This is a genomic window from Natrinema amylolyticum (assembly GCF_020515625.1).
In the GTDB taxonomy this organism is placed as follows: Archaea; Halobacteriota; Halobacteria; order Halobacteriales; family Natrialbaceae; genus Natrinema; species Natrinema amylolyticum.
The window spans coordinates 34,713-48,642 of the sequence record NZ_JAIWPJ010000004.1; the positions used below are offsets into that span (position 1 = coordinate 34,713).

General features: G+C 60.9%; 10 protein-coding genes and 1 pseudogene. 9 read left to right on the top strand and 2 right to left on the bottom strand.

The genetic code is table 11. The annotated features are described in order from the left end of the window. Positions 1–569 precede the first annotated feature (569 nt). From LDH66_RS19000 to LDH66_RS19025, 6 genes are all read left to right on the top strand, one after another. On the top strand, positions 570–2,264 hold the full coding sequence (locus LDH66_RS19000; RefSeq protein ID WP_226482657.1) for an ABC transporter substrate-binding protein: 1,695 nt from the start codon (positions 570–572) through the stop codon (positions 2,262–2,264). 77 nt (positions 2,265–2,341) lie between these two features. Continuing rightward, on the top strand, positions 2,342–3,355 hold the full coding sequence (locus LDH66_RS19005) for an ABC transporter permease (RefSeq protein WP_226482658.1): 1,014 nt from the start codon (positions 2,342–2,344) through the stop codon (positions 3,353–3,355). Positions 3,356–3,368: 13 nt separating this feature from the next. Next, positions 3,369–4,361: an ABC transporter permease gene (locus LDH66_RS19010; protein ID WP_226482659.1), complete on the top strand. Its 993-nt coding sequence runs from the start codon at positions 3,369–3,371 to the stop codon at positions 4,359–4,361. A 2-nt stretch (positions 4,362–4,363) separates the two neighbouring features. Continuing rightward, the gene (locus tag LDH66_RS19015) at positions 4,364–5,416 is read left to right on the top strand and encodes an ABC transporter ATP-binding protein (protein ID WP_226482660.1); all 1,053 of its coding nucleotides are present in this window, start codon (positions 4,364–4,366) and stop codon (positions 5,414–5,416) included. Next, positions 5,409–6,533 carry an ABC transporter ATP-binding protein gene (locus LDH66_RS19020; protein WP_226482661.1) on the top strand — a complete coding sequence of 375 codons (1,125 nt, stop codon included), beginning with the start codon at positions 5,409–5,411 and terminating at the stop codon, positions 6,531–6,533. The genes LDH66_RS19015 and LDH66_RS19020 overlap by 8 nt, the downstream gene beginning before the upstream one ends. A 63-nt stretch (positions 6,534–6,596) precedes the next feature. After that, positions 6,597–6,809, top strand: coding sequence for a hypothetical protein (locus tag LDH66_RS19025; RefSeq protein WP_226482662.1), 213 nt, complete (start codon positions 6,597–6,599; stop codon positions 6,807–6,809). Between the two features lie 26 nt (positions 6,810–6,835). Here LDH66_RS19025 and LDH66_RS19030 read toward each other — a convergent pair whose 3' ends face one another. Further along, positions 6,836–9,022: an alpha-L-arabinofuranosidase C-terminal domain-containing protein gene (locus LDH66_RS19030; protein ID WP_226482663.1), complete on the bottom strand. Its 2,187-nt coding sequence runs from the start codon at positions 9,020–9,022 to the stop codon at positions 6,836–6,838. 1,058 nt (positions 9,023–10,080) lie between these two features. Between LDH66_RS19030 and LDH66_RS19035 the strand changes: the two are divergent. The 3 genes and pseudogenes from LDH66_RS19035 to LDH66_RS19045 all read left to right on the top strand — a co-directional run. Further along, positions 10,081–10,461, top strand: a pseudogene (locus LDH66_RS19035) (PaaI family thioesterase); the annotation flags it as partial. A gap of 404 nt (positions 10,462–10,865) precedes the next feature. Continuing rightward, on the top strand, positions 10,866–11,450 hold the full coding sequence (gene rdfA / locus LDH66_RS19040) for a rod-determining factor RdfA (RefSeq protein ID WP_226482665.1): 585 nt from the start codon (positions 10,866–10,868) through the stop codon (positions 11,448–11,450). Positions 11,451–11,452: 2 nt separating this feature from the next. Continuing rightward, positions 11,453–13,306, top strand: coding sequence for an archaea-specific SMC-related protein (locus LDH66_RS19045; RefSeq protein ID WP_226482666.1), 1,854 nt, complete (start codon positions 11,453–11,455; stop codon positions 13,304–13,306). Between the two features lie 93 nt (positions 13,307–13,399). On the opposite strand, the gene LDH66_RS19050 is transcribed toward LDH66_RS19045, so the two are convergent. Continuing rightward, a complete protein-coding gene (locus LDH66_RS19050) occupies positions 13,400–13,885 on the bottom strand; it encodes an Lrp/AsnC family transcriptional regulator (RefSeq protein ID WP_226482667.1) in 486 nt (161 codons plus the stop codon). Between the last annotated feature and the right edge of the window lie 45 nt (positions 13,886–13,930).

A 13,930-nucleotide genomic window follows, 5' to 3' on the forward strand; every position in this document is an offset into this window, starting at 1 on the left:
ATCGATCAGTGCCCATTACTCGCTCGAGAGTAACCTCGCCGAGAGAGTAGTCCACCCTCGGTAGCATGAACAGTTCATCACTCCCAGAGGAATCGGCGTCAGACATCGGATCAACGCCGCTCGAGACGGAGTCAACTGAAGCAGTTCGGACCGCCCACCGTATCGATCCGTCTGGAACGAGTGATACGCTCATCTCTCATTCACTTTTCGACCACTCTCGTATAGCCATACAGAACACTGGTCAGATATGGGTCCCAGTCTGGATCCGATCAGTTGAACCCGGGGTGAGACTATCCGATCTCGGCTCGCCACGAGACACCGCACAGGAGGAGTCGACAACACTATTCGCAGAAGACGGGCGTTGGAAACCGGTCAAACCAACTATTGGTACCTCTTGTGGCCTCCGAATAGGCCCGCTCAACGGTCCATCTATTGAGAGCTATTATTCATCCAAAACGTTTTTTACCCCCTATTGATAACAAGAGTCTATGCCATCACCTGGCAAGGGATCCGTGGGTAAGTCGAATCGACAGTCTATCTCGCGCAGACATCTCCTTCGCGGCAGCGCAATGGGGGGTGCAATGGCGCTGGCCGGTTGTATGGGAGGTAGCTCGGGGAACACGAACGCGTTCATTGAGCCGATAACGGTCGATCCGACGAACTATCAGTTCAACCATCTCAATCTGCAGAATCCGTTCTCGCACGCGATGCAGAGCGACCAGCTCCAGCGGTACTTCATCGACGATGGGGAGTTCGAGTCGTACGCGATCTCCATCGAAGAGTTTGAGGGCGAGACCGCTGTTCTGAAGGTTCGAGACGGCCTCACGTGGCACAACGGCGATCCGGGCGATCCGGTCAACGCCGACGACCTTTACACGAAACTCGTCACCGACGCGATTATCGGGGACACGATGTCGACCCTCTGGACGGATATCCAGCGGGCCGGCGACAAGTCCGTCGAACTCACCCTCGACGGAACGATCAACAGGCAGCTGTTCCAAGACGGACTGAACTACTACTGGCTCGAGACGCCACACCGGCTGTACAAGGACTACGTCGAGCGGTGGGAGGACGCGACGACCGACGACGAGATCGCCGACATTCGGAGCGACCTCCGTAACGACTCGTTCGACGAGTCGAAGGTGAAAGGGAACGGCCCCTTCCAGTTCGAGGAGCGGGACAACCGTCACCTGAAGATGAGCCTGTACGAACACCACCCCGACGCGGAGAACATTAACTGGGAGAGCTGGGAGCTCCACAAGGTTTCGACCGACACCGCGAGTGTGCTGCTCGGCGGCGAAGTCGACGGGATCCGGAACTACTCCGCACCGGAATCGGTCTTCAACGAAGCTCCCGACGAGCTCCTGCACGCGCAACTCCCCGCGCTGTGGGGACTCTCGCTTCCCTTCAACCACGAGGACGATGACTTCGGTAACATTCGGGTTCGACAGGCCATCAGCGAGTTCGTCGACAGACAGGCCTGTGCGGACAACTACGGTCGACTCGGACAGCCGGTCGAGGCGCCGAGCGGACTCGTCGGAAACATCGACGGCCAGAACGAGCAGACCAGCCGGTGGGAGGACAAGGTCTCCGACGAGATGGCCGACCAGCTCTACCGCTACGACGATCCGGAGCGCGGTCGAGAACTGCTCCGCAACGAAGGGTACCAGAAGGACGACGGTACGTGGTACCGTCCCAACGGTGACCCGTTCGAGATGACGATCAAGGTCCCTGCGGGATACAACGACTGGCATCCGGTCTACCAGACGGTCGTCGATAACCTCGAGAACGAGGGTATCAGCACCGAAATGCAGCGGATCGAGGAATCGACGTACTGGGCCGACCACTACACCGCGGCGAACTACAAGGTGGCGTCGACGGGATGGACGCTCCAGCGATCCAGTCCGTACTACGTCTTCGATATGTACTACAACATCGACACGGAGTTCATGAATCTCGATCCCGAGAACCTCGAAGCTCCGCCGATGGGCGACCCCGACGGCGACCTCGAGTCGGTCGATCCGCGCGGACTGATGGACGAGTTGCTCGTCGCACAGGACGAGGAGAGAGCGACCGAGCTCACCGACCAGCTCGCGTGGATTACTAACCAGACGATCCCCATGCTCCAGATCAACGAGATCAACGACCCGGTCTGGTTCTATACGGACGACTGGGAGGTCCCGGAACCGGACTCCCCGAAGTATCAGTCGAAGTGGCCCCTCTGGTGGTTCCCGCGAAACGGTGACCTGCAGGCGAAGAACTGATCGGTCTCCTTTTTAACCAGCCAATCAGCTAAAGCGGAATTATTATAAGGTAACACGAGCCACAGATACACAAATTAATGTACATAATAAAGCGACTGGGACAAGCATTTGTTACGTTCATCGCGGTAATCACGGTGACGTTTGGACTGATACGGGCGATACCGGGCGGACCGGCGGACCACATCAGAGCACAAGTCATGCGGAACCGCGGGGCGGACGGCGTGAGCATGGCCGAAATCAACTCGCTGACCGAGGCGTACACGAACTACGATCCCTCGACTCCGGTGTACGTTCAGTACTTCGATTACGTTACGAACATCCTGCAAGGGGATCTGGGCCAATCGATGTCGTTCGCCGGCAAGAGCGTCAGCGAACTCATCATCAAGGCCGCCCCGTGGACGATCTTCCTGCTCACGATGGCGATCCTGCTCACGTTCGCGATCGGTATCGTGCTCGGCGCGGTCATGGCGTACCGAGAAGGGAGCCGATTCGACACCGGGTCGACGGTCTTCGCGATGTTCCTGAACTCGGTCCCCTACTACGTCGCGGCGATCTTCCTGGTGTACCTCCTCTCTATTCAGTTGAGTATCTTCCCGCAGTCGGGGAACTACGCCATCGGGATAGAGCCGGGACTGACGCCCATCTTTATCTCCGACGTATTCTACCACGCGACGCTTCCGATCGCGTCCCTCGTTCTCACCGGATTCGGCGGGGTCGCGATTACGATGCGAGGGAACTCGATCCAAGAGATCGGGGAGGACTACATCCGGGTAGCACACCTCCGAGGCGTCCCCGGACGCCGGATCGCGGTCCGGTACGTCGGTCGGAACGCGCTGCTGCCGATGTACACCAACCTGATGATCTCCGTCGGATTCATGTTCGGTGGCTCGGTCATCCTCGAAGAGATCTTCGCCTACCCCGGCCTGGGAAGCTACCTCCTGCAAGCGATCCACGCCCGCGATTACCCGCTCATGATGGGGATCTTCCTCGTCATCACCGCTGCCGTTCTGCTCTGTATCCTGATCGCGGATCTCACCTACGGGATGATCGATCCGCGAGTCAGCGAGGGCGAAGGCAAGGAGGCCTACTGAGAGGTGACATTCGATGGCTGAAACCAATTCAACGTTCGACGCGACCGACGACCGCGACAGCACGAGTGACGGATCGACGGCCACCCGTTCGGAACTATACAAGGAATGGATCGACGTGGCCGTCCTCGCCCCGCTACGGATCGCCTGGAACGACTGGCGAACGAAGGCCGGTTCGCTCATCGTCCTGTTCTACGTACTGATGGGAACGGTCGGCCTCTATCTCGTTCCCGCTCCGTCGCAAGGACAGGGACCGCGACTGGCAGGCCCCTTCGAGAGTATGTCGTATCCGCTTGGAACGACCCAACTCGGGACGAGCCTCCTCTCGGAGCTCGTCTACTCGACACCGCCAGTGCTGAAGATGATTCTGGCCGGCGCGGTGTTCTCAACGATCATGGCGACGATCGTCGGGACCATCTCGGGATACAAGGGTGGGGCCGTCGATACTGTCCTCACAACGTTCACGGACATCGCCATGACCATTCCCGGTCTGCCCCTGATCATCCTCCTGATCGCCGTCTTCGAACCGGAGAGTCCGTATCTGATCGGCATCTTCCTCACGATCAACGCGTGGGCCGGTCTCGCGCGGTCGATCAGGTCACAGGTGCTCTCGATCAGGGACCACTCCTACGTCGAAGTCTCTCGAATCATGGGTGCATCCACGCCGAAAATCATCGTGGATGACGTCCTGCCGAACATCATGCCCTACGTGCTGATCAACTTCGTCAACTCCGCACGTGGGGTCATCTTCGGTGCAGTCGCGCTGTTCTACCTCGGGCTCCTCAGTGGCTTCTCGTCCAACTGGGGGATCACACTCAACGAGGCGTATACCAACGCAGCGATCTACTCGTTAGACGCCGTTCACTGGCTACTCTTCCCAATGATAGCGATCGTCGGCCTCTCGTTCGGGCTGGTACTGTTCGCACAGGGAACGGAGAAACTGTTCAATCCGCGTATCCGGGCGCGCCACGCGGACACGGTCGATGACACTGCGCACTACGAGGAATAACAATGCAGCGAAAACACACGAAAACCGTCGACGATCCGATCTTCGAGGTACGGGACACGACCGTCTCGTTCGACATGGAACGAGGGGAATCGAAAGTACTGAACGAAGTAGACATCGACGTGGAACGGGGTGAGGTCCTCGGTGTCGTCGGCGAAAGCGGCAGCGGGAAATCGATGTTCGCTTCCGCGTTGCTCAACGCGGTCGTCGATCCCGGACAGCTCACCGGCGACATCACCTTCTACCCCGAGTCGGGGGCGGCTATCGATCTTCTCAGTCTCTCCCAAGACGAGATCAAACAGGTTCGCTGGGAGGAGATCTCGATGGTGTTCCAGGGCGCGATGAGTTCGTTCAACCCGACGATGTCGATCCGGGACCACTTCCGGGAGACGCTGGCCGTCCACGACTACGACGTCGAGGAGGGGATGGAACGCGCTGAAGACCTGCTCGCGGATCTCTACCTCGAGTCGGATCAGGTGTTAGACTCCTATCCCCACGAACTCTCGGGCGGGATGAGCCAGCGAGCACTCATCGCATTGAGTCTGGTGCTCGAGCCGGAAGTGCTGGTGATGGACGAGCCGACGGCCGCGCTGGACCTGCTCATGCAGCGCAGCATCATCCGATTGATCAAGGAGATCGCGGAGGAGCGCGATCTGACGATCGTCTTCATTACGCACGATCTACCGCTGGTCGCAAACCTCGCCGACCGGATCGCGGTCCTCTACGCCTTCGAGTTCGTCGAGGTCGGCCCCGCGTACGAGGTGTTGACGGAAGCGAAACACCCCTATACGCGGGCGCTGCTCAACTCGACGCCGAATCTGGAGACGCCCCGCGAGCAGATGAAACCGATCGAGGGCGCGGCACCCGATCCGGTGTCGGTGCCAAACGGGTGTTCGTACCACCCGCGCTGTCCATTGTCCGACGCGACCTGCGAGCGGGACGATCCGCCACTCGAGTCGGAGACGCCGGAGGACGGTCACGTCGCTGCGTGTCACTACGTCGACAAGGTACCAGAGACGGTTCCGCTGACCCTTCAGGAGGTGAAGGTCAATGAGTGAAGACCACGTTGTCTCGCTGCGGGATGTGGAAGTGCACTTCGAGTCCGAGCAGTCGCTCCTCTCCAAGCTCAGGGGGGAGAGCGAGATCGTCAAAGCCGTCGACGGCATCTCACTGGACATTCCCGAGAACGACGTCGTCGCGCTGGTCGGCGAGAGTGGCTGCGGGAAGTCGACCCTCGGAAAGACCTCGATCGGCGTCCAGCGTCCGACCAGCGGCACGGTGACGTACAGAGGCCAGGACATCTGGAAGGCCAAGGACAAAGAAGGGACCGTCGAGATTCCGCACGACGAGATCCGTCAGTCCCTCCAGATCGTTCCCCAGGATCCGGGTGCGTCGCTCAATCCGAACAAGACGGTGCAACACTCGCTCTCGAAGCCGCTCAAGCTTCGGCATCCGGAGATGGACTCGTTCGAGCGACGGGAGCGGATCCACGAAATGATCTCGCGGGTCGGCATGTCGCCCCCGGAGGACTACGCCAAGCGGTACCCCCACCAGCTTTCGGGCGGCGAGAAGCAGCGCGTCGCGCTGATCCGGGCGCTGCTGATGAACCCCGACCTCATCCTCGCCGACGAGGCGGTGAGCGCACTCGACGTCTCCCTGCGGATCGACATGATGGATCTCATGCTCGAGTTGCAAGAGGAGTTCGACACGTCGTTCCTGTTCATCAGCCACAACCTCTCGAACGCCAGCTACGTCGCCGGGAAGTCCGACGGCCGGATCGGTATCATGTATCTCGGCGAGCTCGTCGAGATCGGTCCCATCGACGAAGTCCTGGCGAACCCGAAACATCCCTACACCAAGGCGCTGGTGTGGGCGACGCCGAACCTGGATCCCGACGCCGACGCGAAGAGCGAATCGCCGCTCCGGAAGATCGACGTTCCGGACCCGCGGAACCCGCCGTCGGGCTGTCGGTTCCACACGCGATGTCCCAAGGCGCGCGAGGCCTGTAAGGGGAACACGCCCGAAGCGGTGTCGGTCGACGGCGACGAGGACCACACGGTGACCTGCTTCCGGGAGCTCGACGATCACGAGTACTGGGACAGCCCGAAACTCGAGGACGGGCCGACTGAAACCGAGAGCGAACGGACCGCACTCGAGGACGAACCGGTTCAGTAGCGGTCTCTCCCGTTCTGCCCCGTTCCAGTACTTCTATTACGACGTCGCCGAAACAGGAGGCCAATGGATACGAGCGAAGCCGTCTTTCGGGCGCTCCTCTCGATTACCCTGACGCTGGCGATCATCCTGCTGGCGTTGTTCCCCTTCCAAGAGCCCGGATCGGAGGGTCGCGTGATATCGATCATGGCGCTGAGCGTGCAGGGCGTCATGATCGTCATCGCTACGGCGGGACTCTACTTCGGCTGGAAGCCGTTCACCTTTCTCGACGAGATCTAGTTCGTCGCAGCGCAGTCGGGCGAATCTCAGTCCCCGGTCAGTCGGATTACCGAGTACGGCGGGAGCGACACCGTGACGCTCCCGTCGTCGACCGCCGCACTGTCGGTCGTCGGCGTGATCCGCTGGGGGTCCTCGAGCGTGTTCGTGTCGTACATCGTCTCCGCCGAGAGCCGATCGACCGTCACTTCGTCGAGCGATTCCAGCGGCTCGCCCGAGAGCGTGACGTCGATGGCGTCCGCCCCGGCGTCGCGGTGGACCAGCACGACCGCGATATCGTGGTCGTCGGCGTCGGTCACCGCCATCGCATCGACGGCCGGCTCGTCGGTCACCGGCTCGAGTTCGCCGAACCACTGGCCCGTGTCCGACCCCCACGTCGTCTCCGTCGAGAAGGTGTGACACGTCACGTCGACGCCGATCGGGGTGCCGCCGATCAGTCCCGTCCCGAGCTGCTGGCCGTAGTAGCAGGGGTCTGCCCACACCCGTCCCTGTGACTTCCGGAGTCCGCCGCCGTGGTTCCCGACGCCGGAGTGAGTGACCATGTCAACGGTCCCGCTCCGGATACACTCGTGGATGATCGTGGCATCGAAGACGGCCTCGGTGATGCTCTTGTTCGTCGGGAGCGTCTCCCGGCTCATCCGGCGCTCCTCTCTCTCCTCGCCCGTCGCCTCACTCTCATCCGCCTCGTCGTCCTCGTCCCCGTCGAACCGGGTGAACAGCTGCAGTTCCGTGATCGCCTGTCTGACGCCCTCGAGTCCGGCGTCCCGGCAGTCGTCCGCGACCGCGTCGTACTCCGCGCGCAACTGGCTCGCGAAGCCCGAGTGCGCGTTGAACAGTTCGACCGGATCGGTCTCCGAATCGGCGTGACACTCGACGAGGACGTGGTCGGTGAGCCAGTCGGTCGACTCGAGTTCCGCGAGGAGCGGCTCGTTCCAGTCAGTGTGGCGGTTCCCGCAGGCCATCACCTCGATCGAGTCGTCGACGGCCTCCATTGCCGTCTTAAACCGCCGGTATCGGTCTGCGTTGCCGGCCGGCGTCGTCCAGCCGATCTGCCACGAGCCGTAGAGCTCGTTGCCGACCTCCCAGTAGGTGACGTCGTACGGTTCGGGGTGGCCGTGTTCGGCCCGTAAGGCGCCCATTTCGGTGTCGGTCGAACCGTTACAGTACTCTACCCACCGCGCCGCTTCCTCGGGCGTCCCGCTCCCGGCGTTGAGACAGATCATCGGCTCACAGCCGACCGCCTCGCAGAGCGCGACGAACTCGTCGGTCCCGAAGAGGTTCGTCTCGAGGGCGTCCCACGCCGGGTTCGGCTTCGTCGGTCGCTCCTCGATCGGGCCGACACCGTCTCGCCAGTGATAGCCCGAGACGAAGTTGCCGCCGGGCCATCGGAGCACGGAGAGGTTCAGCTCGGAGAGCAGGTCGACGATCTCGGGGTCGGCCGTGGCGACGTGGTCGTCGGGATAACAACACACCCGGTCGACGACGACGTTCGCGTCGGGAACTCGCGTGGTCACGCTGAACCCGAACAGCCGCTCGGACTCCTTGAGTTCGTCCGAGGGTAGTTCCAGCGAGAACGAGACGGTTCGGTTCTCGTCCCGAGCGGTCACACTGGTTTCCGCGAGTACCGATCCGAGGGTTCCGTCGTCGGGATCGACGTCGTGGACTGCGAGCCGAACCGGCGTCTCCGCGGCGGCGCGCAGCGTTACCTGCCCTTCGAACGCGTTCGTTCGGTGGACCGGCAGGTGACACCACTGCGCGAGGCCAGCGTGGCCGTCCGCCGACCCGGTCTCGAACCGCTGTGCACGGTCGTCGGCCGTCCCGGTGTCGGGACTCGTCCGTACCGCGTCCGTGGTTCCATACGGGAACCACCACAGCGCCGTTCCGTCGCGATAGGCCTCCCGGAGCCGGTCGACGTCCGGCATCCCGTGCGTCTCGGCGTACGTCTCGATCCGGTCGTCCATCTCCTCGGGATCGCTGACGGCGCTGTTGCCGCCGTCCGGACCGTACTGTTGCTGCCCGAACTTCCAGGAGCCGAACGTGGGGTTGAACAGCGCCTGTGCCTCGAGGACGTTCGTCACGTTCCGGGGCGTGTAGAGGTGTTCGCCGAATTTCGAGTACAGTTCGGGGCTGACCGTCTCTCCCCGCCTCGAGGGATCGAGACGAACGGTCGCCTGCGATTCGGAGTCGTCGCTGGTATGCGTATAGAGATCCGCCATGCTCGTACGTGTGTTGTTCTTCCGTGCGTCTCATAAACGTGAGGATTGCTCCCAGAGGACATTCAGGTTCGAGAAACGGTATCTTGCCCACGGGTGTCCACTGCCCGAACGAAGCAGCAATATACTTTGATGGATTAGTAGGGGAAGTGTGCCGAGTAGAGGATTTCAGAGATCGATAAACTCAGTCGAGGATCGATATTTGCCAGGCTAATCACTGTCACATACTATCCAGTTTCCGAACAGGATGGGTTTGCCGAACTCGAGGAGACGGACAGTCGATCGACAGTCGACGGATAGAAGCGACACGGACACGTTGTAGTCGACGAGACGGCAATTCAGTTCGACGGTCGGCGCTATCGGCCGGCCGTAGCCGTCGATCCGAATCGATCGAATCTCCCGTATAGGGGTAGAGAGCGAACGTTCGACGCAGTGTCTCTTAACGGATACCACGGAAAAATTCGATACCGGAGCCGTCGCTTTCTCCGCCGAGCCGACGCCGTGGCCTGAAGCGACGCGCCGTCCACACCGACTCCGATTTCGAGACGGAACTCGCGGAAACCGCCACGCTATCGAACCTCTCTTTCGGGATACATAATCGTAGACGTCCCGGTTCGGAAACCAGTCCGAATCCACCGATCCAGCGACTGCGGAAATGCGATCCCGGAGCGATGGTGATGACGACGGACAGTTTATGAGGGCGGCTCAAGCACCGAATCGATACGTCGCCGCTCGAGGGGATCCGCGGAACACGCTGTGTCGCCAACTCGATTACGGAGCGGTACCACTTTATACCAATAATGATGTTATAACCGATTGGCCTATTTAATTAGCCTAAGTGGTTATGCCGACGCAGCTGTCGGGATATCGATGAATCGAGGCTCGGTTTCCGATCTTTTCCTCCCGTCTGTTTTATGATAGAAAGGTCGGACGAACGTATTCGTCGGATCCGTCAACGCACCGTCGGACGAACTACAGAAGATCCAGAGATGAGTTCCGGTTCACTGCCGATATCGCTGGAGACCGGACGTTTTTCTCTATCGGCGTAGAGAACGTATCCGATGGATCCGTTCACGATTACGGACTCGAACCCGTTCGCACAGCTCCTTGGGATCGAACTAGTCGAAGCGGCGGACGGGCATGCCGAAGCTCGGCTCCCGTTTCGCCGCGAACTCTCGTCGAACGCCCACACCGAAATCGCACACGGCGGTGTGACCTACGCGCTGGCGGACCACGTCGGCGGGATGGCGATCATCTCCGCCGCCGAAGAGATCTGCCCGACGATCGATATGCGCATCGACTACCTCGCACCGGCCCGCAGCGATCTCCGGGCGACTGCGACCGTCGTTCGAAACGGAGGGCAGGTCGCACCGGTCGATATCGACGTCTACGATGCGGACGATACTCACGTTGCGACGGCCCGCGGCGTTTACAAGGTCGGCCGGTCGTCGGCGGGTTCGACCGACGAGAATCCCTGGGTACGCGACCAGAGCGACGATAGCGAATGACGAGCCCGGGGTCGGAGCCGTACCCATGGACAGCGGGGGCCCCGATCATGATACGGCGATTTCGCTCGGCAACGGCGGTCCGAGTCGTATCGGTCCGCGGATTAGCTGAAGTAGAGGGTGCTAATCCCCGTCTTCAAGGAGTGAACGGAGAATATCAGAGTGAGCGAGTAGAGCGGGGATACAGCACCCGCACGACCCTCAACCAACTCCACATCGATCAGTATCGCGTGAGGAACCGATACCACAATCAGAGTACCAGTCGACGGGCGGGTCATCGATCTTTATTCACGGCACATGAACCAACGTTCTTATCTACAATGGGTGAAAAGAGAACGCCGATGAGCGAGTACGGCTGTAAAGTCTGCCGAGTATTAGACGAGTACGGTATGGAGCGATACGAGGAGCGGCTACTCGAGCAGTGGCAGGCAGACCCCTCTCAGCGGAAGGGGTATCGGCAACTCGCTGAGTGGTTCAATACGCTCATGCTACGTCGCGAAATGGACCGCGCGGGACTGTCGACCCTCGGCGACGAAGCCGAATCCAAGTACGAGCGGCTACAGTCGGACGAAGCGGTCGCGGCGGAGGTCGCGACGGAGTTAGAAAATGCAGGGATTCCGATCAATACGTTACGGGACGATTTCGTCTCGTACGGCGTGATTCGAACCCATCTGAAGGAGTGTCTCGAATCCGATGTCGACCTCTCGAGCGGGGACTGGGAGCGAAACGCGATCGAGATCTCACGGGACCACGCGTCCACGAAAATCGAAGAGGCGGTCCGATCGCTCCGGAACAAGGGACGACTCACCGCCGGCGGTGACGTGAGCGTCTCCGTCACCGTCGAACTCGAGTGTGAGAACTGTCACGCTCGCGTCCCGAGCGATCGAGCGATCCGTCGCGAATACGTTTGTCGGTGTGATAACTGATTATGGTTGACCGAACACTGCATCTCGAACTCGAGAATATCGGTGGTATCGAACGCGAAGAACTGTCGATCACCCCGGGACCGACGTTCATTCAGGGCCCGAACGCTGCGAATAAGAGCTCGTTCCTTAAGGGACTGCTCTTCGCGCTCGGGAGCACGACGGTTCCGATCCGAAGCGGGGCCGACGAGGCTCGCGCAGTGCTCTCGTCCGGCGAGAAGCGCGTCGAGCGGATCGCTCGACGGACCGACGCCGGTATCGAGACGACCGGCGAGGCGTGGATCACGGACCCCGACGACGTCACGCTTCTCGAGCGGTTCGCGGGACTACTGGAGACGAATTCGCTCAGAAGCGCCGTAGCTCGAAACGAGGACGTCGAGTCGCTCCTGAAAGAGCCGATGGACATCGAGGCGCTCGAGGCGGAGCGATCGACGAAGATGGCGCGAAAGCGGGAGCTAACAACGGAGATCGAGTCGGCCGGTGACGTCGACGATCGGCTCGAGGACCGAAAACGCGAACTCGCGACGAAACGCGACCGACTCGACGAACTCGAGTCGACCCTCGAGGAGCTGTACGACGAGCAGGACGACGCCGATACCGACACCGACGGTGTCCTACAGGAGCTGCGCGACGAACGTGCCGATCTGCGGTCGGACGAGACCGAGTGTGAGACTCAGATCGAACAGCTCGAAGCCGCTATCGACCGTCTCGAGGAGCGGAGGGACGAAATCGAAGCCGACCTCGAGGACGCGCGAGACGCCGTTGAAGAGACCGATATCGAGGCCCTCGAACGGAAACGCGAGTCCGCGCGGGCCGAACTCGACGACGTAACGGAGCGGCTCGACGTGTTGCAGTCGGTCCTGACTGCGAATCGCGAGATGGTCGATTCCGAGTTCACGGGCGTACTCGGCAGCGAGACGGGACTGATGGGCGACGAAGTGACCTGCTGGACCTGTGGCCGATCGGCGCCGGTCGAGGAGCTTGAAGGGACGATCGAGGAACTGACGGAACTCGTCAAAGCGGACAAACGCCGAAAGCGCGAACGCGAGCCGGAGATCGAGGAGCTCACCGAGCAGATCGAGCGGGTTCGGCGGTCGGAAACGGAGATCCAGCAGCTCGAGGCGGAGAAAGGGGACGTCGAGCAGACCCTGGCGAGCCGCCGCGACTCCCTCGAGGAACGACGCGACCAGCGAGAGACGATTCGCGATCGGCTCTCCGAACTCGACGACGAAATCGCCGATCGGGCGGCCGATCAGCGCTCCGAACAGTCGGAGCTCACAGACGAGATCGAAGAGACGCGAGTCGAGAAAGAGACGCTTCGACGGGAGATCGAGCGACTCGAGGAGACCTGTGAGTCCCTCCGCGAAACGCGGGCGGAGCTGGAACGCAAACGCGAGGAAGTCGATCGGCTCTCCGACGAGATCACGGCGTTGACGGATCGAATCGAGAACCTCGAGAGCGAGCTCCGAGCGGTGTTCAACGAGACGATGGACGAACTGTTGGACGTCCTCGAGTTCGAGCGGATCGAGCGTGTCTGGCTCGACGGCGAGTTCGAACTCGTGATCGCCCGCGAGATCGACGGCCGGACGCAATCGGACTCCATCGAACACCTCGCCGAGAGCGAACGGGAGATGATCGGGCTCGTCCTCGCACTTGCCGGGTTCGTCACGTACGACGTCGACGACGTGACACCGGTACTCGTTCTCGACTCGCTGGGTGCGTTCGACGCGGAACGGACCCGCCGATTGGTCGATTACTTCGCCGACGAAACCGACTATCTGGTCGCGACGGTCCACCCGGAATCCACCGTCGATACCGCGTTCGATACCGTGACGTTCGAGCCGCCGGTACGGAACTGACGCGCCCTCGGAACTCTCGTAGCGTTTTGATGGTGAAAACCAAAACAGACAGTGTGGTCTCTTTCAGGATAAATTGCGGTGTTCTGGAACCGATCAGTAAACGGGAAGGTAGTTCCCGATATCCACGGCACGGTCAGTTTCGATGAAGTAATCGATGTCAGTCACCGAGTCGAGCGCCCGCATCTGGACGAGGAGGTCGTCGATCTCGGCGTTCGATTTCGCGGTGGCGATGCCGTACAGGTCGACGGTCCCGAACCCTTCGGCGACGAACCAGAAGTCCATATTCGACATCGCCTCGAAGACGTCCTGTTTCGCGTTCGCTTCGTCGGCGGTTCTGGCCGTGATGAGGACGATTTCCCAGCTATTGCGTTTCGGGCGCGGTAAGAAGAAACTCGTCATGTTCTCGAGCAGCGACGTGACGCGGCGGCGGACGCCTTCGCTGCTCAGGTCGATATCGTACTCGGCTAGCTCGGCGGCGATATCCGCGTACGGACTCCGCGGATCGTTCGCGAGTATCTCGAGGATCCGTCGATCGATCTCGTCTATTTCGAGGACATCGTCGTCGGAATGGTCCGCCATATCCGGGTACTATGTCTACCACCTATTAAAATCTCTAGATGGTCG